Source organism: Paenibacillus sp. Marseille-P2973, from assembly GCF_018101095.1.
In the GTDB taxonomy this organism is placed as follows: Bacteria; Bacillota; Bacilli; order Paenibacillales; family Paenibacillaceae; genus Fontibacillus; species Fontibacillus vini.
The window spans coordinates 16,492-37,564 of record NZ_JAGQEH010000025.1; the positions used below are offsets into that span (position 1 = coordinate 16,492).

At 51.8% G+C, this 21,073-nt stretch carries 31 protein-coding genes and 1 pseudogene; 26 read left to right on the plus strand and 6 right to left on the minus strand.

The window, feature by feature from the left end; translation table 11 throughout:
• Window positions 1-53 precede the first annotated feature (53 nt).
• The 4 genes from KB559_RS24485 to KB559_RS24500 are packed head-to-tail and all read left to right on the plus strand — an operon-like array spanning window position 54 to window position 2,641.
• Window positions 54-392 (plus strand): STAS domain-containing protein, encoded by a 339-nt coding sequence (locus tag KB559_RS24485; protein ID WP_211026056.1) that lies wholly within the window; start codon window positions 54-56, stop codon window positions 390-392.
• A gap of 17 nt (window positions 393-409) precedes the next feature.
• Window positions 410-862, plus strand: coding sequence for an anti-sigma B factor RsbW (rsbW, locus tag KB559_RS24490; RefSeq protein ID WP_211026058.1), 453 nt, complete (start codon window positions 410-412; stop codon window positions 860-862).
• Window positions 859-1,635, plus strand: a complete 777-nt coding sequence (locus tag KB559_RS24495; RefSeq protein ID WP_211026060.1) for a sigma-70 family RNA polymerase sigma factor — start codon at window positions 859-861, stop codon at window positions 1,633-1,635. Before rsbW ends, KB559_RS24495 begins: the two co-directional genes overlap by 4 nt.
• 31 nt (window positions 1,636-1,666) lie before the next feature.
• On the plus strand, window positions 1,667-2,641 hold the full coding sequence (locus KB559_RS24500) for a magnesium transporter CorA family protein (RefSeq protein ID WP_211026062.1): 975 nt from the start codon (window positions 1,667-1,669) through the stop codon (window positions 2,639-2,641).
• A gap of 81 nt (window positions 2,642-2,722) precedes the next feature.
• On the opposite strand, the gene KB559_RS24505 is transcribed toward KB559_RS24500, so the two are convergent.
• From KB559_RS24505 to KB559_RS24515, 3 genes are all read right to left on the minus strand, one after another.
• On the minus strand, window positions 2,723-2,947 hold the full coding sequence (locus KB559_RS24505; RefSeq protein WP_211026064.1) for a hypothetical protein: 225 nt from the start codon (window positions 2,945-2,947) through the stop codon (window positions 2,723-2,725).
• 40 nt (window positions 2,948-2,987) lie between these two features.
• A complete protein-coding gene (locus tag KB559_RS24510) occupies window positions 2,988-3,308 on the minus strand; it encodes a DUF5665 domain-containing protein (RefSeq protein ID WP_247682070.1) in 321 nt (106 codons plus the stop codon).
• A gap of 88 nt (window positions 3,309-3,396) precedes the next feature.
• On the minus strand, window positions 3,397-3,840 hold the full coding sequence (locus KB559_RS24515; RefSeq protein ID WP_211026066.1) for a YtxH domain-containing protein: 444 nt from the start codon (window positions 3,838-3,840) through the stop codon (window positions 3,397-3,399).
• A 204-nt stretch (window positions 3,841-4,044) separates the two neighbouring features.
• On the opposite strand from KB559_RS24515, the gene KB559_RS24520 reads away from it, so the two are divergent.
• Window positions 4,045-4,758 carry a pirin family protein gene (locus KB559_RS24520; RefSeq protein ID WP_211026069.1) on the plus strand — a complete coding sequence of 238 codons (714 nt, stop codon included), beginning with the start codon at window positions 4,045-4,047 and terminating at the stop codon, window positions 4,756-4,758.
• Window positions 4,759-4,772: 14 nt separating this feature from the next.
• On the opposite strand, the gene KB559_RS24525 is transcribed toward KB559_RS24520, so the two are convergent.
• Window positions 4,773-4,997, minus strand: coding sequence for a DUF1128 domain-containing protein (locus KB559_RS24525; protein ID WP_211026071.1), 225 nt, complete (start codon window positions 4,995-4,997; stop codon window positions 4,773-4,775).
• Window positions 4,998-5,128: 131 nt separating this feature from the next.
• Here KB559_RS24525 and yyaC point away from each other — a divergent pair, with 131 nt between their 5' ends.
• Together yyaC and KB559_RS24535 are read left to right on the plus strand one after the other, a co-directional pair.
• Window positions 5,129-5,668 carry a spore protease YyaC gene (gene yyaC, locus KB559_RS24530; protein WP_481856481.1) on the plus strand — a complete coding sequence of 180 codons (540 nt, stop codon included), beginning with the start codon at window positions 5,129-5,131 and terminating at the stop codon, window positions 5,666-5,668.
• 90 nt (window positions 5,669-5,758) lie between these two features.
• The gene (locus KB559_RS24535) at window positions 5,759-6,562 is read left to right on the plus strand and encodes an alpha/beta fold hydrolase (RefSeq protein WP_211026075.1); all 804 of its coding nucleotides are present in this window, start codon (window positions 5,759-5,761) and stop codon (window positions 6,560-6,562) included.
• Between the two features lie 85 nt (window positions 6,563-6,647).
• On the opposite strand, the gene KB559_RS24540 is transcribed toward KB559_RS24535, so the two are convergent.
• Window positions 6,648-6,821, minus strand: a complete 174-nt coding sequence (locus KB559_RS24540) for a hypothetical protein (protein WP_211026077.1) — start codon at window positions 6,819-6,821, stop codon at window positions 6,648-6,650.
• A gap of 559 nt (window positions 6,822-7,380) precedes the next feature.
• Here KB559_RS24540 and KB559_RS24545 point away from each other — a divergent pair.
• The 5 genes and pseudogenes from KB559_RS24545 to KB559_RS25315 all read left to right on the plus strand — a co-directional run bounded on the left by KB559_RS24545 (window position 7,381) and on the right by KB559_RS25315 (window position 11,848).
• Window positions 7,381-8,040 carry a DUF6483 family protein gene (locus tag KB559_RS24545; protein ID WP_211026080.1) on the plus strand — a complete coding sequence of 220 codons (660 nt, stop codon included), beginning with the start codon at window positions 7,381-7,383 and terminating at the stop codon, window positions 8,038-8,040.
• Between the two features lie 88 nt (window positions 8,041-8,128).
• The gene (locus KB559_RS24550) at window positions 8,129-9,349 is read left to right on the plus strand and encodes a class I SAM-dependent methyltransferase (protein ID WP_211026082.1); all 1,221 of its coding nucleotides are present in this window, start codon (window positions 8,129-8,131) and stop codon (window positions 9,347-9,349) included.
• A 605-nt stretch (window positions 9,350-9,954) separates the two neighbouring features.
• Window positions 9,955-10,407 (plus strand): hypothetical protein, encoded by a 453-nt coding sequence (locus KB559_RS24555; protein ID WP_211026084.1) that lies wholly within the window; start codon window positions 9,955-9,957, stop codon window positions 10,405-10,407.
• Window positions 10,301-10,879, plus strand: a pseudogene (locus KB559_RS25620) (O-antigen ligase family protein); the annotation flags it as partial. The gene KB559_RS24555 and the pseudogene KB559_RS25620, both read left to right, overlap by 107 nt.
• Window positions 10,880-11,848, plus strand: a complete 969-nt coding sequence (locus tag KB559_RS25315; RefSeq protein WP_247682071.1) for a hypothetical protein — start codon at window positions 10,880-10,882, stop codon at window positions 11,846-11,848. It begins immediately after the preceding pseudogene.
• A 156-nt stretch (window positions 11,849-12,004) separates the two neighbouring features.
• On the opposite strand, the gene KB559_RS24565 is transcribed toward KB559_RS25315, so the two are convergent.
• Window positions 12,005-12,316: a dehydrogenase gene (locus tag KB559_RS24565; RefSeq protein WP_211026088.1), complete on the minus strand. Its 312-nt coding sequence runs from the start codon at window positions 12,314-12,316 to the stop codon at window positions 12,005-12,007.
• 167 nt (window positions 12,317-12,483) lie between these two features.
• Between KB559_RS24565 and uptA the strand changes: the two genes are divergently transcribed.
• The 14 genes from uptA (at window position 12,484) to gatA (ending at window position 21,061) form a co-directional block, all read left to right on the plus strand.
• Window positions 12,484-13,098, plus strand: coding sequence for an undecaprenyl phosphate transporter UptA (gene uptA / locus KB559_RS24570; protein WP_211026090.1), 615 nt, complete (start codon window positions 12,484-12,486; stop codon window positions 13,096-13,098).
• The gene (locus tag KB559_RS24575) at window positions 13,099-13,665 is read left to right on the plus strand and encodes a thioredoxin family protein (protein WP_211026092.1); all 567 of its coding nucleotides are present in this window, start codon (window positions 13,099-13,101) and stop codon (window positions 13,663-13,665) included. It abuts the gene before it with no gap.
• Window positions 13,666-13,671: 6 nt separating this feature from the next.
• The gene (locus KB559_RS24580; protein WP_211026094.1) at window positions 13,672-14,298 is read left to right on the plus strand and encodes an MBL fold metallo-hydrolase; all 627 of its coding nucleotides are present in this window, start codon (window positions 13,672-13,674) and stop codon (window positions 14,296-14,298) included.
• Window positions 14,299-14,602: 304 nt separating this feature from the next.
• Entirely contained in the window at window positions 14,603-15,139 is a 537-nt protein-coding gene (gene sigY / locus KB559_RS24585) for an RNA polymerase sigma factor SigY (RefSeq protein ID WP_211026096.1), read from the plus strand.
• Window positions 15,129-15,467: a YxlC family protein gene (locus KB559_RS24590; protein ID WP_211026099.1), complete on the plus strand. Its 339-nt coding sequence runs from the start codon at window positions 15,129-15,131 to the stop codon at window positions 15,465-15,467. Before sigY ends, KB559_RS24590 begins: the two co-directional genes overlap by 11 nt.
• Window positions 15,457-15,687: a hypothetical protein gene (locus KB559_RS24595; RefSeq protein ID WP_211026101.1), complete on the plus strand. Its 231-nt coding sequence runs from the start codon at window positions 15,457-15,459 to the stop codon at window positions 15,685-15,687. The genes KB559_RS24590 and KB559_RS24595 overlap by 11 nt, the downstream gene beginning before the upstream one ends.
• Before the next feature lie 40 nt (window positions 15,688-15,727).
• Window positions 15,728-15,931, plus strand: a complete 204-nt coding sequence (locus tag KB559_RS24600; protein WP_247682072.1) for a PLDc N-terminal domain-containing protein — start codon at window positions 15,728-15,730, stop codon at window positions 15,929-15,931.
• Window positions 15,928-16,851, plus strand: coding sequence for an ABC transporter ATP-binding protein (locus KB559_RS24605; protein ID WP_211026103.1), 924 nt, complete (start codon window positions 15,928-15,930; stop codon window positions 16,849-16,851). The genes KB559_RS24600 and KB559_RS24605 overlap by 4 nt, the downstream gene beginning before the upstream one ends.
• Window positions 16,848-17,624, plus strand: coding sequence for an ABC transporter permease (locus KB559_RS24610; protein WP_211026105.1), 777 nt, complete (start codon window positions 16,848-16,850; stop codon window positions 17,622-17,624). Before KB559_RS24605 ends, KB559_RS24610 begins: the two co-directional genes overlap by 4 nt.
• Window positions 17,625-17,700: 76 nt before the next feature.
• The gene (locus tag KB559_RS24615; RefSeq protein ID WP_211026107.1) at window positions 17,701-18,351 is read left to right on the plus strand and encodes an MgtC/SapB family protein; all 651 of its coding nucleotides are present in this window, start codon (window positions 17,701-17,703) and stop codon (window positions 18,349-18,351) included.
• An 83-nt stretch (window positions 18,352-18,434) separates the two neighbouring features.
• Window positions 18,435-18,818 (plus strand): ATPase, encoded by a 384-nt coding sequence (locus KB559_RS24620; protein WP_211026109.1) that lies wholly within the window; start codon window positions 18,435-18,437, stop codon window positions 18,816-18,818.
• Window positions 18,819-18,928: 110 nt separating this feature from the next.
• A complete protein-coding gene (locus KB559_RS25320; RefSeq protein WP_244861613.1) occupies window positions 18,929-19,057 on the plus strand; it encodes a DUF6254 family protein in 129 nt (42 codons plus the stop codon).
• 215 nt (window positions 19,058-19,272) lie between these two features.
• Window positions 19,273-19,560 carry an Asp-tRNA(Asn)/Glu-tRNA(Gln) amidotransferase subunit GatC gene (gene gatC / locus KB559_RS24625; RefSeq protein ID WP_211026111.1) on the plus strand — a complete coding sequence of 96 codons (288 nt, stop codon included), beginning with the start codon at window positions 19,273-19,275 and terminating at the stop codon, window positions 19,558-19,560.
• 46 nt (window positions 19,561-19,606) lie between these two features.
• A complete protein-coding gene (gene gatA, locus KB559_RS24630; RefSeq protein ID WP_211026113.1) occupies window positions 19,607-21,061 on the plus strand; it encodes an Asp-tRNA(Asn)/Glu-tRNA(Gln) amidotransferase subunit GatA in 1,455 nt (484 codons plus the stop codon).
• Window positions 21,062-21,073: the final 12 nt, after the last annotated feature.

Below are 21,073 nucleotides of genomic sequence, written 5' to 3' on the forward strand. Positions count from 1 at the left end.
ACCCGGTATGACGGGTTATTTATAAAGAAAACATATTTCAGGAGAGAGTGTCTATGAATACAAATAAAAATGAGAAGTTTACAGCTACGTCGCAAGTGGAGAACGGCACATGCACAGTTTTTTTGCGCGGTGAGTTGGACTTGTCCGTTGCTCCTGATTTTCGCCAGGTGATGGAGCCATTGGCCCTTAACGACAAGCAGGACCTGGTGCTTAATTTAAAGGATTTGAAGTACATTGACAGTACCGGCATTGGAATTCTGTTGTCGATATTGAAGACACGACACGGAATGCAGGCGGGTTTCCTGGTAAGAGAAGTGCCGGAACAAATTCAGAAACTGTTCGATATGACCGGAATTGCTAAGTTTTTTGTCACACAGGAGAATTCCCAATAGGAAAGGAAAGAGTAACAATGATAGACGAAGTGCAAAAAGTTGTAATCAGTTTGCCGGCGACTGCGGAGTATGTCGATATAGTCAGATTGAATCTGTATGGTGTAGCTTCTAAAATGGGTTTCTCCTACGAAGAAATTGAAGATATGAAAGTCGCCATTTCCGAGGCGTGTAATAATTCCGTCTTGTACGCATACAAAGATAGCGATGGAATGATGGAAGTCACCTTTGAAATTGTAGGCGATGCATTGTCCATTACGGTCAGAGATGAAGGGGAGAGCTTTGATTCGTGGGGCATGGCCGGAGAACGGCAAGCACTGCATAATAAAGAATTGAATGAAGCCCAAATTGGCGGACTCGGATTCTATCTCATGCAGGCGCTTATGGATGAAGTCAGCGTCGTGAATGACGCTGGAAAAGGAACCAAGGTGGTTATGACTCGCCGCTTAATGAAGAGCGAGGAGAAAGTATGACGGATAAATTGACTCCCCCCGAGTCTTTGAATGAATCCACCAGCTTGATCTGGGAATATCAACAAACTAAGGACAATGATATTGCAACGGTCCTGATTCAAAAGTATGAACCCATGGTAAAAATGGCGGCGGGAAAGATCGCCCGCAACCGTCCCGATCTGTATGAAGATTTGTATCAGGTAGGACAGATGGCTCTAATCCGGCTGCTTCAGCAATACGATATCGAAATGGGGATTCCGTTTGAGCCCTATGCGATGAAGAGCATGATCGGACATATGAAGAACTTTTTGCGGGACAAGTCCTGGTATATACAAGTTCCGAGAAGAATCAAGGAAAAGGGTGCTCTGGTCCAGCAGGCGATCGACGAATTGACCGTCAAGCTGGAACGTTCCCCGGACGTTAAGGAAATCGCCGATTTCTTGGAGCTTTCCGTGGAGGAAACGGTTGAAGTTCTTGCCGGCAGGGAATGTTACCATTACGTTTCCTTGGATTCGCCGCTATCCCAGGAAGAAAGCGCAGCAACCCTGGGCGAGCTGATCAGTTCGGAAGCGGATGATTACGACACTGTTGAGAAGCGGATGGATTTGCAGCAGGCGCTCAGTCAGCTCAAAGAACAGGAGCAACAGGTACTGTTGCTTGCTTTTCAAGAGGGTCAATCCCAGCGGGCTATCGCCCAGAAGCTGGGCGTATCCCAAATGAGCGTATCCCGGATTCAAAAGAGGGCGACGGAGAAGCTGAAGCAGATTATGTCCAATTCAAACTCGGCTTTTTAACGTTTTTATTACGACGAAGGAGCCCGTTTTCATGGATGACAGGAGAAAAATTCGGGTAAACGAAATCGACCAGGGATGGTCCTGGATTGATCTTGAGGTAAAGAATTGGGACGACCCCGAAGTCCGGCAGTTAAACAATGACTATCCTTTTGCCGCGGAATGGCTGGACATGCTTCCGAAGGTAGAATCCAATTATTTGTCCGTAAGATTTCCGGACGGCAGGGAGCCGATCATATTCGGCTCCCTGCTTTATTCGGTAGTGGAAGAAATCAAGGATGGAACCAGTGATTGCGAAATGATGCATTTCTTTGTTGGTGAGAACGCGTTGATCACCATTAATCTGGATGCAAATACCTGCCGGGTGATGGAACAGCAGGATCATCGAGCCATGCTGTATTCCTGTTCACGGCCGATCGACGGCCTGTTCGTACTAACCCGGACGATCCTGCATTACTTTCATAGCGGGATGGACCGCTTCGAACAGAAGCTGCGCCGCGTGGAAGAAACCATGAAGAAACGCAACCACAAGCATCTCATGGACCGGATATTGAGCGCCCGCTTCGAGCTGCTTTACTGGTCTAACCTGTTCATTCCGTTTATGGAGTTGATCACGGCGGCCCGTGAGGCTTATCTGGATAAAATGGACGACAGTGTGCCGTTCAAGCGGTTTTCATACCGGGCGGAACGCATGAGAGGGCTTGTTAAGCATTATGAGAAGGAAATAGACACGCTGATTTCCATTGATGACGCCGTTTCCGCTTTTCGCGGCAATGATATCATGAAGACTTTAACGATCATGACCGCGATCTTCACTCCGGCAACCGTAATCGGAGCGATTTGGGGGATGAACTTTAACTTTCTCCCATGGGTCAAGCAAGGTATTTTCGGCTTCTTGTTGATTTCCGGACTGACCCTGTTTACGACGGTCGGATTTTATGTCTGGATCAAGGCAAAGGGGTGGACCGGCGATTTGCTTGAGGTGGAAGAGGAAGATTCGAATCTATAGATAGCAAAAAAACCTGGGCGGCAGGAAAAAGAGCCGCTCAGGTTTTTTATCTTGTTTTGACTGAAAAGTGCCACTGTGAGTTTATTGCTCGGGATCCGCAACGATCCCTTGCTCATGGTCCTCGCTATTTGTGGACATTTCCTCCATATCCTCGCCGAGCTGCTTCAGATCCTCCATATCGTTGACCATGGAGCCGTTCTCCGCGACGGAAATACTCTTATGCTCGGGATATTCGCCTTCCCGGGCTTCGCGAATTTGCTTCTCTACATACTCCTGCTGCTCTTCCTCCGCTTTTTTAGATGCCATAGGAATCACTCCTTAGTAAGTGGTTATCCTTATTCTCCCGTTACGGTTTGGATTTAATGTAGTCCTGGAGATTCTTAATGTAGTCGCCTACCATCGGAAGGTCGACGAACAGGCTTAGCACCCAGCCAAGCAAACCGAGAATCACGAAGGTTCCCACACTGAGCCCCAAACCGCGCGAAAGACCGGCCATAAAATTGGTGAGTATCCGTTTTTTCGGGTTCGTATAGTTTTCCAGGATATCCTTGAAATCCGCTTTCTCCAGCATATCGGCAATGTTGTCCAGCCTGCCGTTCAAACGCTTCACTTCATGCCTGAGTTCAAACGGATGCTCCTTGGTATCATATGGATTCATGCGAGCCATTTGGCCACCTCCCTGCCGTGATTTTGTGGGATGAAAATAGAAATCGCCAGCTGCCCGAGCTGGCGATTCAGGGGACAGCCCCAGGAGATTAGGAATTCAGGGAGGACCCGAATTCGCGTTTCGTTTCATCCTTGGTATTTGTCACGTCTTTCATCAAGTCTTTGGAAGTATCCTCGGTTTCTTTGGCTACGCCCTTAGCTTCTTCCTTGATGTCTTCGGACACGTCGGCAGAGGCTTCTTTGACGCTGGACATGATATTACCGGCACTGGTACTTACGGTTTTTGCCAAATCCGTTGTTTTGGAAACAACGTTCTTAGCCAGTTCAGAACCCTTCTCGCAAGCAACGGAGGCGAGTTCTTTCGATTTGTCCGTAGCGACGCCAATTTTATCCGACAGATCGCTGCGCAACTCCCGGCCCGGCTTAGGTGCATATAACAGTGCTGCTGCTGCCCCGAGCAATGCTCCGATGACTAAACCTTTCGTAAACGTTCCACCGCTTTGTACTGGATATTCCGTTTCTGCTTTATTCATGATCGATCGCTCCTTTTTATATAGAATTGTATTGTTAAACCAATTAAAAGCTGCCTTGAAGCTTGCTTTTCTTACTTCGTAATTAAACGATACTGCTAGGCGTGAAACAAATAGTGGGTCGTATTGAATTGATTAATGAATTTGGGAAGAGGGTAAAAAATAGCAAATCCATGAAGGTTTTTATAGAGAGCGAGGAGGATTAGGATGATTAAGGTGGTTACATCGGAAGAGCGCCATACAGTGAAACAAGGTCCTGTCCAAAGCGAGTTCAGCTTTTCCTTTGCCGATTATGACGATCCCGGCAATGCCCATTTCGGCTGTCTGCTGGTATTGAATGATCATACATTGGCGCCCGGCAAGAAAATGAATGCCCATCCGCACCATGATTTGGAGATTTTAACCTATGTAATATCGGGTGAATTGGGTCATGGCGATGATTCAGGCCAAGCCCGGATTTTAAAAGAGGGCAGCCTTCAGGTGCTGAGTGCGGGGACCGGTATTAGTCATGAAGAGTATAACTCCTCGGAGTTGGAGCCGGTCCGTTACCTTCAATTGTGGTTCCTTCCCGAACGCAGAAGCTTGCCTCCGACCAGAGAGGACCTGCTGATTCCCCGTGAGTCGCGGGTGGGAAGCATGGAGCCGGTCGTGACCGGGAGGGGAGGCAATGGCCCCTTAAAGATCCATCAGGACGTAGATGTATATATCCCGGTCCTACAGGACGACAGGGAAATCTCCGTTCCGACCCGGAATCGCAGGCAGCATCTGTTCGTGATCTCAGGACATGTCGAGTTGAGTTGCGGAAAACAGCGGTTTACCCTGGGGCCAGGCGATGCGGCCCGAATTCAGCGCGAAGAGGCCCTGAGCTTCCGTAAAACAGGAGAAGAGCCGTCTGAGGTCATGATTATCGATTTACCTTGACGGACTTCCGTTCCTTATTTATTGCGCAGCTTTCCAAGCTCTTGGGCCAGGGCTTCGACTTCAGAGATGCTGAGACGTTCTTTGCTTGTGACAAGCTCGTATATATCCAGAATATCGTCATATTGGTCTACATGAAAGGCAGAAGCGTTCATGGCGGCTCCGGTCGCCATTTTCAGCTTCGTTTTAATGGCTTCAATCATATATTCCACGTTTTGCTGGTTCTTTTGCGTTAAGTCCATTGTGTTCATCCTTTCTCATTACGTGTCCCGGACATTGTACCATGTTAGGGGCGGAGAACGCACACTATGTTTTGCGGTGACGGGGCGGTTTGCGGTACAATCAGGGTACCTTGGAACAGAGAGGGGGACGGTTGTCGGTGGATGAAAGCAGCGTATTATCGGTTGAAGGTTTTAAAAGGAAAAAAGTGGCCGGCAACGAGCTTGCCGGTTTTTTTCGCGGAATCAGGACCAGGCATCCGGGCCAGGAAATTACCTTTCTATGCATAGGCACGGATCGCTCCACCGGGGACGCCCTCGGCCCGCTCGTCGGCACCCGTCTCGAAGAGCAGGGATTTACGAGTGTAATCGGAACTCTGAAATTTCCTTGCGACGCGGCTAATCTGGAAATGCGCATGTCGGTCATTCCGGAAGAACATATCATCGTGGCGATCGATGCTTGTCTGGGGTCCGCTTCCTCCGTCGGAAATTACCTGGTATCCGGACTTCCGCTCATTCCCGCCCAATCGGTCGGCACCGTCTTACCGGCGGTAGGCCATTATAGCGTGGCAGCGGTCGTAAACGTAAACGGGCCCAAGCCGTATTGGACCCTGCAAATGACTTCGCTTCATCAAGTCATGGAGATGGCGGGCGTTTTGGCGGATTCTATCGTTCAAGGTTTCAGAGGGCAGTAATTTGGCTTAAATAAATAGAATCAGAACAGATAAGAGGTACTATTAAAATGGATCAGTCCATCTTATCATTGAAGGAAAGAGGGAAGCGTTATGGAGAAAGTTACGATTGACGGATTCACAATGGCTTATGAAGAACAGGGACAAGGAGAAACGGTCGTGCTGCTCCATGGTTTCTGCGGAAGTTCCGCATACTGGGAGCGGGTTATGCCTCTTCTGGCTTCCTCTTGCAGAATCATTGCACCGGATCTCCGGGGGCACGGTTCATCGGATGCGCCTATGGGATCTTACACCATCGAGCAGATGGCTGACGATGTGGCCCGGTTATTGGAAACGCTCGGTATCGAGCGCTACACCCTGCTTGGTCATTCGATGGGTGGTTATGTCGCATTATCTTTGCTTCAACGATACAGTGAACGTCTAAATGGATTCGGTCTGATCCATTCCACCGCATACCCGGATAGTGAAGAAGCGAAAGAGAAACGGCTTCAAGCGATTGCGACCATCGCAAGTGAGGGGATTACCGCATTCGTTGATGGGCTGGTTCCTGGCTTGTTCGCACCGGATTTGCGTGATACCTTGTCTTCCGAAGTGAACCGGGTCAAGGAGATCGGTTACAAAACGCCGCCGCAAGGAGCGTCGGGAGCGGCGATGGCCATGCGCGAACGGATTGACCGCAGGGATGTCCTGTCGGCAACCGTCCTGCCGGTGCTGTTGGTCGCTGGAGAGAATGATTCGGTCATTCCGCTGCAGCGGGCGTTCACGACCGAAGGGGATTCCGTAACCAAGGCCGTTATCAAGGGTGCCGGTCACATGAGCATGTATGAAGCTCCTGAACAACTGTCATCCGTGATCAGCGACTTTTTGCACGGGATTTCCGAATCCGCACCATCCTAAGTTTCCCATCAAGTAAAGAGCTACCGGAGTTCATAGAACTCCGGTTTTTTGCATTTACTGAGCTGTCTGAGCTGATTGAGCAGACTTAGCCGACTGAGTAGACTACGCAGGCTACAGCTACAGTGGCTGCACTGGCTGCACTGGCTGCACTGGCTGTATTGGCTGTATTGGCTGTATTGGCTGTATTGGCCGATGGCGGCATAGTCTCGCGTTTCGATTTCTGGCGTAAAGTAAAGTTGCTTCCTATCCTAGCGGACATGAGAGCCGTTAAACCTCCCAAAAACGGGGATTAACTATCCTAAAGGACACCAGAGCCCTTATTCGTGCGGAAATTCGAAGAGAATGGACATATTCGCGTGAATAAGGTCTCCTGTGTCCTTTAGAATGCTTAGGCTGAAAAAAACAGCTAGTTAAGGCCTCTTATGTCCGTAAGCCCTTATGGTTGATCCCAAATAGGTAAAAGGACGCCGTTAGACGTTTTTCTTAATGTTAATAGCAGGAATTCAAAGTGGAGTTGGCTTGCCGCGGAACCGCCTTTGCTGGAAATTGAGATAAAAATGGCTTACAATTTGATTCTGATGATCCATTACAGTACAACCTCTTGAACAACCTCATAAATTGAAAGTTCAAAAAGTCGGCTTTTCAGCACCGAGAAGGTTGCGAGAACCCGAAGAAGGAGGAACGGAGTGTAGGCAAAACCTACATGAGTGCCGGACTTCGAGGATGAACGCAAGATTCGACGTCGAATAAACCGCTGGATACACTACGTGATCAAAAGATGACTTTTTGAACTACCTCTTAAGGAAGGGTGGGGCCGGATGCTGAGAAAAGATTACTTAGTCCGCATGATCGAAGAAATGACCGAAATCATCGGCAAAGTATTTGATCTGAAGCAGCAGAAGAAATGGATCGAAGCTTTGTGGGAGCTTGATGAGCTATATAAAAAGCAATTCCGGCTGAATTCGCGTCTTATAGGATCCCTTGGAGCAAAGGATATAGTGGAGCTGATGCGAACCGGAGGGACCGTGGAGGCGGATAAATTGCAAAGCCTGGCCCGCCTGGTGAAGGAAGAGGGAGAGATTTATAGTCAAACGGGACAATCGGATGAATCCATTTTCCGCCTGATGAAGGCATTGCATTTATATTTAGCCGCGGGACAACATGGGACAGACCGTACCCTATGGAATTTGGACGGGGAAGTCCGCGAATTGCTGACCCGGCTTCAAGGCTACCGGCTTCCTCCGGACACGGAACGGTTGCTGCTCTCTTATGAAGAAAGCGAAGGAAGATATGATCAGGCGGAAAATGCTCTCTACCGCTTGTTTCAGGATGGAGTCGCGACTATAGAAGAAGGTATCGCTTTTTATGAGCGCTTGCTGTTAATTGACCGGGAAAGACTGGAACAGGGCGGATTGCCCGAGCAAGAAGTTCGGGAGGGGCTGCAGTCCTGGATGGCGGCGGCTCACGAAGAGAATTAAGATGCACTAAGGACTTGGCGTGCAGGCTTCTAACAGGAAAGAAGCCGCTGCCTTTTTATATTCGACATGAAAGCGAGCGGACAGAATTATGGAAGGATTACGTAATCTCATTCACCAAATATCGGAACAAGGCGGACTGATCTCCGCTACATTAAGCCAGCGCCGGAAAGCGGGAGAGGACGGATACACTAAAACCGTCATTAAGCCGGTCTTGCTGAAGGGGGCGCTGCACTACCAGTTTGCCAACCATTCCAGCAACAAGGTTGTTCATGAGAACATCCCGGCTGATTCGCTGGAAGACGGGTTGATGAAGCTGTTCGAAGAGACATTCCGACAGGGGTTGATATGCACCGCCGAAGCGGATTATCAAGTTCTGATCAGCAAGAAATATAAAGTGTCGATTTTAACGAAATCGCCGACCAAAAAACCGGGCGTCCTCACGCATAACCGGGCTAAGCAGTACATTCTGCAAGAGGGCAAGCCTGTTCCTTTTTTGATCGAGCTGGGCATTATGAATTCCGAGGGCAAAGTGCTGGCAAAAAAATACGACAAGTTCAGGCAGATTAATCGATTTCTCGAGATGGTTCAGGATGTGCTCCCTCATTTGCCGGAGGGACGGCCTCTTACCATCGTGGATTTCGGCTGCGGCAAGTCCTATTTGACGTTCGCGCTGTATCATTATTTGTCAGTAGAACTGCGAAAAGAGTTGAAAGTGGTCGGACTCGACCTGAAAGCGGATGTTATCGAACACTGCGGAATGCTGGCGAAAGACCTGAATTATCAAAATTTACGGTTCCTTGTCGGGGACATCGCGGATTATGACGAACTGAACCAGGTCGATATGGTCGTGACGCTGCACGCGTGCGATACGGCGACCGATGCCGCGTTGGAGAAGGCCGTCCGTTGGGGGGCTTCCGTCATCTTGTCCGTACCGTGCTGCCAGCACGAATTGTTCGGACAGATTAATAGCCCGGTGCTGGATCCGCTTTTGTCGCACGGAATTCTTAAGGAGCGCTTTTCCGCGTTGGCGACGGATGCCATTCGGGCGAAGCTGCTCGATATTATGGGCTACAAAACACAATTGCTTGAATTTATAGACATGGAACATACTCCAAAAAATATTTTAATCCGTGCGGTAAAAGCCAAAACTACCGATACGGACCGGTTAAGGCGCGAATATACGGAATTCCGGGATTTTCTAAAAGCTGAGCCTTATTTGGAAAAAGCCTGCAAGGATTTGCTTCCAGTAGCTGAGATAGCGACTGCGACTCCTGCAGCGTCTGAAGCAGGCCGGACGGGCCAGCTGTAAAAAAGAATATGTCTCATCCCGGTCAAGACGATGGGAGAAGATGAGAAGTCTTTTCCGGGATCGGTTTGCGGTTTGCGTCCAATGAATCAGGTCAACACTTTGAGTGTTGGCCTTTTTTGGTTATAGAATTAATAAGTTTTAACGTTAGCGGATTTGCACGTCAGGGGAGAACGAATAACGGGCTGGATGAGAATTAAAAAAAGCGCTGTGAACGGAGTGGAGTAAATGCGGGGAGTAATCTTTTCAAAGCTCGGAACGATATCGCTGCCTGCGGCTATTTTGATTACGTCTATCGTTGTTTGCGTTACCGGCGGAATGTTCTTTGTTGATTCCATCCACATACTTCTACTGGTTTCACTTTGGCTTATAGCAGGAGCAATAGCGGCAGGGGCAGCAACAGGATATAGGATCTCCGGAACGCTTGGATACAAGGAGTCGCTGCCAGTATCGTCGCCTTTGCCGTCTCCATTACCATTTCCAACGAGGGAAAGGAATTTAATCTGGGAATTAGGGCTGGTATCCGGTCCTTTTGTGATCGCTTTGCTTTACTCTGTCCGATTGTTGAATGATCCGGTGTCTTATCAGGCGACAATGATGTCGGTTCTATGCTGGCTGTTTTATGGTTGCTTTGGGATCGCGCTGAAAAGCTCCGGTACACGAACAGGGCGGGGGCGTTTTATGGAGAGAGGCTGGCTGCTCCTTACCGGTGGACTTGCCGTTACCGCGCTGGCCGCCGTCTACGGGGGGCTGCCGCTACCTGGCGCGATCCTGCGCACGGAAGATCGCGAACTGGCGGCGGCGGGGGCCAGGCTGGGCGGTCTATTACAGTACCCGAACACGTTCGGTGCTGTCATGGCTGCCGCGATGCTGGAGCGGCTGACCGCCTTGGCCCGCTTGCCCGGCGCGGCCTTTACACGGGCAGCAGGCTGGCGGGGTTACTGGACCGGCGTCTTGGCGCCGGTCTTCGCCCTTTGCCTGCTGCTGTCGGAATCGCGCGGCGCGCTGGCCGCCGCAGCCGCCGGTTGGGCGGCGGGCTGCCTGCTGCTGCGCGGCCGTGAACGGCTGCGCTATGCGCTGCAGTCCGGCGTAGCCGCCGGAGCGGGCGCGCTGCTCGCCGGCCAGCTCGCCGCCGCGCAGCTGGCGCCGCCGGCGCTGCCCGGACTGCTGTCGCTGGCCGCCGTACTGGCGGCCGCGATCGCGCTGTCCGGGCTGGCGGCACGCGCCGCGACGCCGGGGCGCGCCCGCGGGCAGCGCGCGGGCCACCGCCGCGCCGTGCCACGGCATCGGCGGCTCCGGCGCCACTTGGCCGCAGCGCTGCTGGGCGCCGCGGCGCTTGCGGCCGGCGCCGTGCTGGCGGCTGCCGGCGGCCTGCCGTGGCGGCTCACCCGCGCCGCCACGCTGTTCGCGCGCGGCGAGCTGTACGCCGACGCCCTGCGGATGCTGCGCGAAGCCCCCTGGTTCGGGCAAGGAGGGGATGTCTGGCGGACGATGTTCCGCAGCATCCAGAGCCGCCCTTACGTGGGCAGCGAAGTGCACAGCGGCTACCTCGATTTCGCGCTGGATCTGGGCCTAGTCGGCCTTGCGGTTATGCTCTGCTGGCTAGGCGTCATCGCCGCCGCAGTATACCGGTCGAACCGGCACCTGCTGCCGGCCCTATGCGTGCTTTTGCTGCATAGCGCCATTGATTTTGATATGAGCTACGGGTTCTTTTGGCTGCTGATCTTATGGCTGGCGGCATGGAGGGCGAACAGTTCGCCGGAGCGGCCTTCGCGTGATTCCAAGCTATTCCGATCCAATCGTCCAGGGCTTGTCCCCGCCCTCGACCTTGTCCGTTCGCATGCCGCCAAGGCCAGCCTCCGTGCGGTGATGATGGCCTTCCTAGCGCTGGTTCTGCTGGCCGGCGGCATCAGCGGACTGCGTCAAGCGGAAAGCCTGCGCATGCAGCGCCTGGTTGCGTCAGCCTCCGAAGCCACCCGTCCGGCCGAGGCGGTCCGGCTGCTGGAGCGGGCTGTCGCCTTGGCTCCTGCGCGGGCGCAAGCCCGCCTGGCCCTGGCTGCCGTCTTGCCTCCGGCCGAGGCGGCCGAAGTGCTTCGCCGCGGGATGGCCTATGAACGAGGCCATCCCGGCTTGGAGCTTGCGCTCGGTTTGGCCCTCGCGAAGCAGGGCGACCCCGCGGCTCTGGCTCATCTCCGCCGGGCCGCGGAAATGGACCGGTACAGCCGTGCCGTGCAGACGGCTGCGCTGCGGGGAATCAGCCTGCTGGTTGACAGGCTGGACGCGGACGGCAGGACGGAACAGTCCCGCCAGGCCGCAGCCGAAGGCATAAAGGCTTACCGCAGCTATGTCCTGCTGGCCGAACGAGCTAGGGAGGGCCGCGATGACCGTGATTTCCGCCTAACCCGTGAGGCGATTTCCCTGGGGATATTGCTGGAGGCGCGTGGGGGCGTTCCAAGTTCATATTTTCCAGAGCCAGCGGAGAGCCTTTCGGATCGCTTTTAAGAGGTTTGATTTAGAAGCGGTATAGACCTGCCCGGCATCGAAGCTTGAATTCGGCCATCGCTTCATCGGCAACCCGCTTGGTATGGACTAACCGATCATTGCCGGGCGGCCCAGCCGTCTGTTCCCTGATTGTACCCTCAGTACTTCCGCTATCTTTTATCCGCCGAATGCGCTTCGGAAAGCGCGGGAGAGCGTTTCGCGGTCAACCTGCCATAGATCGGCCAGCTCGGCGCTGACAGCTTCATCCCACCAGTCGGCGAGCACCTTTCGGTTGCTGGTGTGTTCAGCAATCCACATAAGATTGCCGATCACTTTTTTGTAATAGAGCTCTTCTCCTTCTCGGATTCGTTCCTCGGGGATGTACACACCGAGCCGCTTAACTGTCCGATACAGCTCTTTGCTGCATCCGCGGCGGATTTTACGCGGCGTAGGGAGCGGAGAAGCGTGCTTTCCGGGCTTGTTATTCATGTGACTGCCTCCTTTCTCCCAACATATGCTCAGGGCGCAAGGCGGGACACCAGTCACTCTATCCAAAGTAGAATGCATGTCCCCGGCTATGATAGAATAGACTGGAGAATAGAGGTTTTTGAACGTGCTTAATATGCTTAATACGTTTAGGGAGAGAGGACTTCGCGGTGGAGTGGATTTCTAGTGTAGTTGCAACATTATTCGAGTGGATTCAGCAATTGGGGTATTTCGGCATTATGCTCGGTCTTATGATCGAGGTCATTCCGAGTGAGATCGTGCTTGCTTACGGAGGATATCTCGTTCATGGGGGACATATCAATTTTGTGGGCGCCGTGTTCTTCGGCGTCGTCGGCGGGGTGATTGCCCAGCTGTTTATTTACTGGATCGGAAGATATGGCGGACGGCCTATATTGGAGCGGTTCGGTAAATATATTTTGATTCAAAAAAAGCATATCGATGTTTCCGAGGCATGGTTCCTGAAATACGGCCCCGGCGTAATTTTTACGGCCCGGTTCATCCCGGTTGCCAGACATGCGATCTCTATACCCGCAGGGATGGCCAAAATGCCGGTGGGTAAATTCCTGATGTTGACCACGTTAGCGGTCATTCCCTGGTCCATACTTTTCGTATACTTGGGCATGCTGCTCGGCGAGAACTGGGAGCATATCGATGAAAAGGCAGGCCCGTATATTATGCCGATTCTTCTTGTCGCCCTGGCCTTGTTGATTGTGTACGTGCTGGTGAAATGGTTTGGTTCTTCCAGAAAGAAAGGAGATGCCTAAATGAGCGTAAATGTAGCTTACAAATTCGGTAAAGGAATAACTCCCCGTCAATTTATGGAGGGGATGGAGCGGAACAAGGAGGCTTTCTCGCAAGGATATGAGAACTTTGCTTGGGTAAGTGAAGAGGACCGCGAATTTTTCGAAAGCTTGAATTTCCGCGATGATATTCGCGTTCTGATTCTGGCCGCCGATTGGTGCGGCGATGTCGTGCGCAGCGTGCCGGTCGTTTTTCGGGCGCTTGAAGTATCGGGTTTAAAGACGGAAGTGCTGATTCTGGAAGATCATCAGGATCTGATGGATCACTTTTTGACGATGGGCGGCCGTTCCGTTCCGATCATCATTTTCGCGGATACGGGCGGGCATGTGCTGGGTCAATGGGGTCCGCGTCCTGCGCATGTACAGGCATTGATGGTTGAATTCAAACAAGACAATCCGGATCGTGAAGCCTCGGATTACGAAGAAAAAATCGGAATCGTCCGGAAACGGATGGCTGAAAAATATGAGGAAGGAGCCGGGGTAAAGAAATCGGTAGTTACCGAACTTCGCACACTGATCTCCGGAATGTAGGACGCCATGCTAAAGATAGAGAGTTTCTCCCTTGGACCGCTTCAGACCAATGCTTACCTGCTGCGGGGGGAAGATGAGAACCGTGCTGTGATTATAGATCCGGGGTCGAATCCGGGACCGCTGCTTCGTAAGATTGAGGGACTGGAGATCGAAGCGATTTTGCTGACCCATGCCCACTTCGATCATATCGGAAGCGTGGATGAAATCCGCAAGCTGAAGGGCTGTCCCGTCTATCTTCATCCGTTGGAAAGCGAGTGGCTGACGACGCCGAAATTGAACGGCTCACTAATGTGGCCTGACGTAACGGGACCGGTCGTCACGGATCCCGCCGAATTCGACTTGGCTCAGGGACAGAAGCTCTCCCTGATCGGCCATGAATTCACGGTTTATCATACGCCGGGTCATTCACCGGGCGGCGTGAGTTTTCTGTGCGGCAGTGATCTGTTCTCGGGCGATTGCTTGTTCAAAATGGGCGTCGGGCGTACCGATCTTCCCGGCGGCCGTGAGGTGGACCTGTATAATTCGATCAGAGGAACGCTTTTCCGGTTCCCGGACGATACGAAAGTGTATCCGGGCCACGGCCCTAAAACGACCATCGGCTACGAAAAAGCGAACAATCCTTACGTGTCCTGACGCTATCCTGACGCTATCCTGACGTATAAAGTGCTTTTACAACAAATTTTTGCACAAAAAGTGCAAAAATGCTGGACAACAACGCTTCACTTTGCTAAAATCAAGTCATTAAATATTTGTAACCTTTGCGAAGCACGCAAGCTGCGGAATCATCCCGGTTTGCGTTCTTTTTTATGTCGAGGTCAATAGAATGAAGGAGATCGCCGATCAGGGCGGTCTTTTTTTATTATTTTTATTTTGCTCTGAACGATTTCCTAGTCTCAGTCGTATTACATATGTTTAACGGAAGCAAAAGGGGTGTGAAATGTCACAGGAAAGGGAAAGGGCGCTGATTCAACAAGCTCAAAGAGGAGATTCCGCAGCCCTCGCATCGCTGATTCATGAGCATTATTCTTTTGTATTTAAATATTTGGTCAAAATATCGATGGACCCGAAGATGGCGGAGGACCTGGCTCAGGATACGATGATACGGTGCATGGAAAACATAGAACGCTACGATGGATCATCTTCATTCTCCTCTTGGCTGATTACGATCGCTACCCGCCTGTTTATCGACAAGACCCGTCGAAAAAAACGGGAGAACAGCTGGATGAAACAGGAGGAGAGCGCCAGAAGACTGCGCTGGAATTATGAGAATCAGCAAGAAGATTGGACCGATCTGCTGGATCTCATGTCCCGTTTACCGGCCGATCAACGGATCGCTATCTTGCTCAAGCATTATTACGGATACACCTATGATGAAATCGGGACTCTATTAGGCATACCTGCCGGTACCGCTAAATCCCGGGTATCCACCGGATTGACCGAATTAAGGAAGGAGGCCGGACGGCATGAAAAGTAACGAAATCGACGACGAGTTCGAAGAGCGGCTTATTCAGGAGTTATCCGGAGAATGGAGCCGGATGGACAAGTTGGTTCCGCCGAGCATGGATCTTCCGCCCGCAGCATGGGAACAAAGAATTCAAGGGGTATGGATGGAAAAGAAGCGGGCGAGAAAAAGAGAAGACCTTCTCTTCTTGCTGATTGCACTGACCGTGATAGGCGGATGCTTGTTTGTATACAGTTACCCCTATGTCTATGCGATTATTCAAGGACTGGGGTTGGCCGTGGCCGCCGGCGTAATTGCGGTAACCGTTTATTCGCGGAAGGGAAGACGGTATGAAAGCTGAACAACTGCCTTTGGGGATATGGATTTTGTTGGCTATGCTGGTGCTTGCGCAAGGGATGTGGTTGTTCCGAAACGCCCGTAAGCGTGGAAAAGGCGTGTCGGCATGGTTTTGGGGGATCTGGGGTTTGTTCAATATCCCAACTCCTTTGCTGGTATATTTGCTCGTCGTGGTGTTACCGGAGTACCGCAGAACGAAAAAAGGCGGCAAGCCGCCGGTTTGAGGATCTGAATCGCACTTTGCATAAGAAATGAGGAAAAAGAATGGATATTCAAATTCAATGGGGTCTCATTTTACCCGTCGTTATTTTACAGTTGATTCTTGCGTTGATCGGCTTAATCTCCTTGGCCAAAGCGGAACCCGAGTCGGTGAGAGGTCCTAAATGGGTCTGGGTTATCATCATTCTCTTTGGAAATATCATCGGAAGCATTGTCTACTTTGCTGTAGGCCGGAGGGAACGGGGATGAGCAGACTAAGTGTTACTCAATTAATCAAGAAATTCGGTTCCCGCACGGCAGTGATGGGGATCTCATTTGAACTGGAGGAAGGCGGCTGTACCGCATTGCTCGGTCCGAACGGAGCGGGCAAAACGACGACGCTTCGTATGCTAGCGGGGCTGCTGTCCCCTACTTCGGGGAGTGTAGCGATCGACGGAAAGGGAACTTCGGAGATCGCTTCGCGCAATCAAATCGGTTATTTGCCGCAGCATCCTTCTTTTTACGGCTGGATGACGGGCAAAGAGTATGTGGTTTATGCAGCGGGGCTGAGTGGAATGAACGGAAAGCAGGCCTCGGCTGAAGCGGACATGATTCTGGAAAAGGTAGGGCTTAAAGACGCGGCAAGGCGGCGTATTTCAGGCTATTCCGGGGGAATGAAGCAGAGGCTTGGTTTGGCTCAGGCCTTGGTGCACCGTCCCCGGCTGTTGCTGTTGGATGAACCGGTATCCGCCCTTGATCCGTTGGGCCGGCGTGAAGTGATGGATTTGCTGCAGCAGCTGCGGCAAGAGACGACGATCCTGTTATCGACACATGTGCTTCACGACGCCGAGGAGGTTTGCGACCGGATTATTATGCTCAGAAACGGGGAAATCGTTGAGCAGGGTAATATTAGCGAGCTGTCATCCAAGTACCGGCAGCCATTGCTGACAATTCAAGTGGAGAGAGATCCGGAAGGACGAGCGCTCGCCTGGCTGCAATCATTTCGGCAGAGGAGCTTTGTCAAAGAGCTGGAGCTGCGGGGAGACACAGCTTTACTTACCGTTTCGGATATGGGAACCGCACGGGAAGTCATTCTCCAGGAAGCCGGAAATCAGGTCATGCCGCTGCTTCGCTTCGAAGCCGGAGCGACTTCCCTGGAAGAAATGTTTATGAAGGTGGTCAGCTCATGAAGGTAACCTTACTGATATACCGCAAGGAAATGTTGGAGATGCTGCGCAATTACAAGCTCTTGTGGATTCCGGTCGTCTTTGTGCTACTGGGAGTGACGCAACCGTTGAGCTCTTATTATCTGCCCGAGCTGCTTCAGATGTCAGGACAGATTCCCGCCGAACTGGTGGACAGTTTTCCTGTTCCGGGACCGTCTGAAGTGATGATTCAAGTACTCAGTCAATACAGCCTGATCGGGTTATTGTTGATCGTCATAGCCGGGATGAACTTGGTGGCGGGTGAACTTTACGGAGGAACGGCGGCATTGGTTTTGGTTCGTCCGGTCAAATCAGCCCAGTTTATTATCGCCAAATGGGCGGGGTATTTCAGTCTGGTCGTGATTTCATTTGTTCTCAGCTACGGATCGGCCTGGTATTATACTTCGCTGTTACAGGGGACCGTGCCTTGGCGGGAGGCTTTGGCGGCGGGCGGGCTGTACGTGATCTGGTTTTCATTCGCTGTATCGCTCACGCTTCTATGCAGCACGTTGCTTCGAGGCAGTGCGGCTGCGGTAGTGTCTCTGCTGGTGATAGGGCTTCTGTCGGTGGCACATGGTCTCGTTCCAACTTGGCTGGCTTGGAGTCCTGCGCATTTATTGACGGTAGCCGCCGGACATCTGGCCGAGCCGCAGGCCACGGAGAACTCTGTCGTACCGGTTGCGGTTACGCTGCTGTTATCTGTTTTGTTTATCTCTGCATCTTCCTGGAGTCTACGTCGGCAGGGCGTTTCGGATTGAACGCTTGATTTCATTCCTTTCCCCGGTTTTGTTAAGATAGTAATATCGCTATTCTTGATTGATCGGGGGCTTGGAAATGGAATATGAACTGTTATTGAGAATCCTCATTGCGGGCGTATGCGGCGTGATTATCGGTTTGGAACGAAAGAACAGGATGAAGGAAGCGGGCGTAAGAACCCACTATGTCGTTGCGGTTGGCGCCGCGTTGATGATCATCATTTCCAAATACGGCTTTCAGGATCAGATCGGCTGGGACAACCTGTCTCTGGATCCGTCAAGAATCGCGGCCGGGGTGGTTAGTGGAGTCAGTTTTCTGGGCGCGGGCATGATATTTATGCAAAAGCATACGATCAAAGGCTTGACCACGGCCGCGGGCATCTGGGCAACGGCGGGAATCGGGATGGCCATCGGAGCCGGGTTGTATTTTATAGGCATCGGGGTTACGCTGCTGATTTTTCTGGGGCAGATCGTTTTGCATGGCCGAATCAGCTGGCTGACCTCCCCTAAAACCGAACAGATCGTCATCGTACTGGAAAGGGAGCAAGGTGCCATCGAACGCATTCTGAAACGTTTGGAAGAGCATCGTGTTTCCGTGCTTGTCTTTGAGGCGGACCGCCAGGAAGAGGAGATCGTCCTTACGCTTACCGTGAAATTTAGGGCAGGGGCCACGATGGAAACTTTACTGTCATCCATGGGGGAAGATGTAAAGCGGATAAAGGTGGAATAACTCTATCAACCTGATGTTGCCCATCTCTGATTTTTTTAGTAGGATAGTAAAATAACTTATTGAATTAATCAGGGAGGTAGACGATGCTGCAATTGGGAGAAAGAGTCGTAATCGTCGGAGATGCCTTTGAGCAGAATCTTCCTGTTGGGGAATATGGGTACGTTATTGCTTACGACCGTAATCCGGATAATGCGTTTGATTACGTGATCCGTGCTCCAAAGACAGGACGTAATTATTACGTCCCTTCGAGCGATGTGGAATCCGAGGAATTGCTCCTGGAGTATGAGGCGGAGCGGACCACTCAGGAGGCACTCATCGATTACGCTCTGGCAACGCACAACGAAAAGCTGTTTCTGCATGTGTTGAATGGCGAAGAGAATGATGCGGACGAACAGAAGGAACCAACAAAGGAAGTAATGTCTCAGGCGGAGTTCATCAAGCAGGTGAACTTGCGAGCGTGGATATAAAGAGCCGGCGATGCCGGTTCTTTTTTTTGCTGCTGCGAATGAATCGTTACGATAATCAACAATCTAATAACTGTAGTACATGACGTTAATTCCAGAGGAGGCTACCTTAAATGAGCCAGCAAAAGCGCAGAAAAGAAGCAGCTTGGAAGGCCCGCAAGCAGGAGCAGCACCCCCATGGTAAAATCAACTCGCTGAAGAAGCTCTCCGACGAGTATGATGCGGAACATACTACAACTTAAGCTTAACCCCAAAGCAAAAGGCTGCCGATTTCATTCGGCGGCCTTTTGCTGTTTCAAGACGGGCGAGGCTAGGTAGAATCCGGCAGCTTTCGTCTTGTTTCGCGTTAATGGATTGAACTCCATCCCATTCTACAATATAATTTTATTCATCCGAATCGACATGTTAGAATGGACAAGTTAAGTCCCTCAGGGGAAACGAAGGAGGAAAGGGCAAAATGAGCATTCAGGTGAAGGACGTCGAGCATGTGGCCAAGCTGGCCCGGTTGAACTTGACTGACGAAGAGCGGGAAATGTTCACGGAGCAGTTGAACGCTATTTTACAATATGCCGAGAAATTGAATGAGCTGGATACGGAAGGTGTGGAGCCGACGACGCATGTGCTGCATATCAGCAATGTGATGCGCGAGGATGTAGTGCATGAGAGTCTCCCGCAGGAGAAAGTATTCCGGAATGCGCCGGATGAAGAGGACGGACAATTCAAAGTGCCGGCTGTACTGGAATAAATGAGGAATATCATTACTTTGCACAATTTGAAAGGAGGACGCGGTTGTGACGCTGTTTGATTTGCGATTGCAGGAAATACATAATCGGCTCAGCAAGAAAGAGTTGTCTGTCACCGATTTAGTCGGCGAGGCGTTCGCCAAAATCTCGGAACGGGATGAGCGTGTCGGCGCCTATTTGACACTGAATGAGGAAGGGGCTCGCGCGGAAGCGGCGAGACTCGACAATAAACTGGCCGGAGGGGAGGCGCGCGGCTTGCTGTTCGGCCTTCCGGTGGGCATCAAGGACAATATGGTGACCGAGGGGCTGCGGACGACGTGCGCAAGCCAGTTCTTAAGCAATTATGATCCCATTTACGATGCGACGGCGGTAGCGAAGCTTAAGCAGGCGGAGGCCGTGACGATCGGCAAACTGAACATGGATGAATTCGCCATGGGGGGCTCCAATGAAAACTCCAGTTTCCATCCGGTGCGCAATCCTTGGGATTTAAACCGCGTTCCCGGCGGATCCAGCGGAGGTTCGGCCGCAGCAGTTGCCGCGGGAGAAGCCTACTTTACGCTGGGCTCCGACACGGGCGGTTCCATCCGTCAGCCGGCCTCCTATTGCGGCGTCGTAGGCTTGAAGCCGACTTACGGTCTGGTATCCCGTTACGGTCTGGTAGCCTTTGCTTCCTCGTTGGATCAGATCGGACCGATTACGAAAAACGTCGAAGATTCCGCCTATGTGCTGCAGGCAATCGCTGGCCATGATCATAAGGACTCTACGTCTGCGAATGTCGATGTGCCGGATTATTTGGCAGCTTTAACAGGGGACATCAAAGGCCTGCGGATCGCGGTGCCGAAGGAATACCTGGAAGGCGTCGATCCGCAAGTGAAGGCTTCCGTAATGGAAGCTCTGAAGGTGCTTGAGGGCATGGGGGCTGTCTGGGAAGAAGTGTCCTTGCCGCATACGGAATATGCGGTCGCGGCTTATTATCTGCTTGCTTCTTCGGAAGCTTCCTCTAACTTGTCGCGTTTTGACGGCGTTCGTTACGGCGTGCGCTCGGACCATGCGGGCAACCTGCTGGACCTGTATCTTGAATCACGGAGCCAAGGCTTTGGCCCGGAAGTGAAGCGCCGGATCATGCTGGGAACGTACGCGCTTAGCTCCGGTTATTATGACGCGTATTATTTAAAAGCTCAGAAGGTTCGTACGCTGATTAAGCGCGATTTTGACCAGACATTCGAAAAATATGACGTCATTATCGGACCTACAGCGCCGACGAACGCTTTCCAATTGGGATCGCAGGTTGATGATCCGCTGACGATGTATCTCAACGATATTCTGACGATTCCGGTCAGCCTGGCAGGGGTTCCGGCTATCAGCGTTCCTTGCGGATTCGCGGACGGACTTCCGGTCGGCTTGCAAATCATCGGCAAGGCGTTCGACGAGAGTAGCGTGCTTCGTGTAGCTCATGCGTTTGAAGCTCAAACGGACCATCACAAACAACGCCCGGCGTTGTAATGAGTCATATAT

Coding starts and splice junctions, on each gene's coding strand:
- KB559_RS24485 (WP_211026056.1), top strand. CDS start 54: ATGAATACAAATAAAAATGAGAAGTTTACAGCTACGTCGCAAGTGGAG.
- rsbW (WP_211026058.1), top strand. CDS start 410: ATGATAGACGAAGTGCAAAAAGTTGTAATCAGTTTGCCGGCGACTGCG.
- KB559_RS24495 (WP_211026060.1), top strand. CDS start 859: ATGACGGATAAATTGACTCCCCCCGAGTCTTTGAATGAATCCACCAGC.
- KB559_RS24500 (WP_211026062.1), top strand. CDS start 1,667: ATGGATGACAGGAGAAAAATTCGGGTAAACGAAATCGACCAGGGATGG.
- KB559_RS24505 (WP_211026064.1), bottom strand. CDS start 2,947: ATGGCATCTAAAAAAGCGGAGGAAGAGCAGCAGGAGTATGTAGAGAAG.
- KB559_RS24510 (WP_247682070.1), bottom strand. CDS start 3,308: ATGGCTCGCATGAATCCATATGATACCAAGGAGCATCCGTTTGAACTC.
- KB559_RS24515 (WP_211026066.1), bottom strand. CDS start 3,840: ATGAATAAAGCAGAAACGGAATATCCAGTACAAAGCGGTGGAACGTTT.
- KB559_RS24520 (WP_211026069.1), top strand. CDS start 4,045: ATGATTAAGGTGGTTACATCGGAAGAGCGCCATACAGTGAAACAAGGT.
- KB559_RS24525 (WP_211026071.1), bottom strand. CDS start 4,997: ATGGACTTAACGCAAAAGAACCAGCAAAACGTGGAATATATGATTGAA.
- KB559_RS24535 (WP_211026075.1), top strand. CDS start 5,759: ATGGAGAAAGTTACGATTGACGGATTCACAATGGCTTATGAAGAACAG.
- KB559_RS24540 (WP_211026077.1), bottom strand. CDS start 6,821: ATGTCCGCTAGGATAGGAAGCAACTTTACTTTACGCCAGAAATCGAAA.
- KB559_RS24545 (WP_211026080.1), top strand. CDS start 7,381: ATGCTGAGAAAAGATTACTTAGTCCGCATGATCGAAGAAATGACCGAA.
- KB559_RS24550 (WP_211026082.1), top strand. CDS start 8,129: ATGGAAGGATTACGTAATCTCATTCACCAAATATCGGAACAAGGCGGA.
- KB559_RS24555 (WP_211026084.1), top strand. CDS start 9,955: ATGCTGGCTGTTTTATGGTTGCTTTGGGATCGCGCTGAAAAGCTCCGG.
- KB559_RS24565 (WP_211026088.1), bottom strand. CDS start 12,316: ATGAATAACAAGCCCGGAAAGCACGCTTCTCCGCTCCCTACGCCGCGT.
- KB559_RS24575 (WP_211026092.1), top strand. CDS start 13,099: ATGAGCGTAAATGTAGCTTACAAATTCGGTAAAGGAATAACTCCCCGT.
- KB559_RS24580 (WP_211026094.1), top strand. CDS start 13,672: ATGCTAAAGATAGAGAGTTTCTCCCTTGGACCGCTTCAGACCAATGCT.
- sigY (WP_211026096.1), top strand. CDS start 14,603: ATGTCACAGGAAAGGGAAAGGGCGCTGATTCAACAAGCTCAAAGAGGA.
- KB559_RS24590 (WP_211026099.1), top strand. CDS start 15,129: ATGAAAAGTAACGAAATCGACGACGAGTTCGAAGAGCGGCTTATTCAG.
- KB559_RS24595 (WP_211026101.1), top strand. CDS start 15,457: ATGAAAGCTGAACAACTGCCTTTGGGGATATGGATTTTGTTGGCTATG.
- KB559_RS24600 (WP_247682072.1), top strand. CDS start 15,728: ATGGATATTCAAATTCAATGGGGTCTCATTTTACCCGTCGTTATTTTA.
- KB559_RS24605 (WP_211026103.1), top strand. CDS start 15,928: ATGAGCAGACTAAGTGTTACTCAATTAATCAAGAAATTCGGTTCCCGC.
- KB559_RS24610 (WP_211026105.1), top strand. CDS start 16,848: ATGAAGGTAACCTTACTGATATACCGCAAGGAAATGTTGGAGATGCTG.
- KB559_RS24615 (WP_211026107.1), top strand. CDS start 17,701: ATGGAATATGAACTGTTATTGAGAATCCTCATTGCGGGCGTATGCGGC.
- KB559_RS24620 (WP_211026109.1), top strand. CDS start 18,435: ATGCTGCAATTGGGAGAAAGAGTCGTAATCGTCGGAGATGCCTTTGAG.
- KB559_RS25320 (WP_244861613.1), top strand. CDS start 18,929: ATGAGCCAGCAAAAGCGCAGAAAAGAAGCAGCTTGGAAGGCCCGCAAG.
- gatC (WP_211026111.1), top strand. CDS start 19,273: ATGAGCATTCAGGTGAAGGACGTCGAGCATGTGGCCAAGCTGGCCCGG.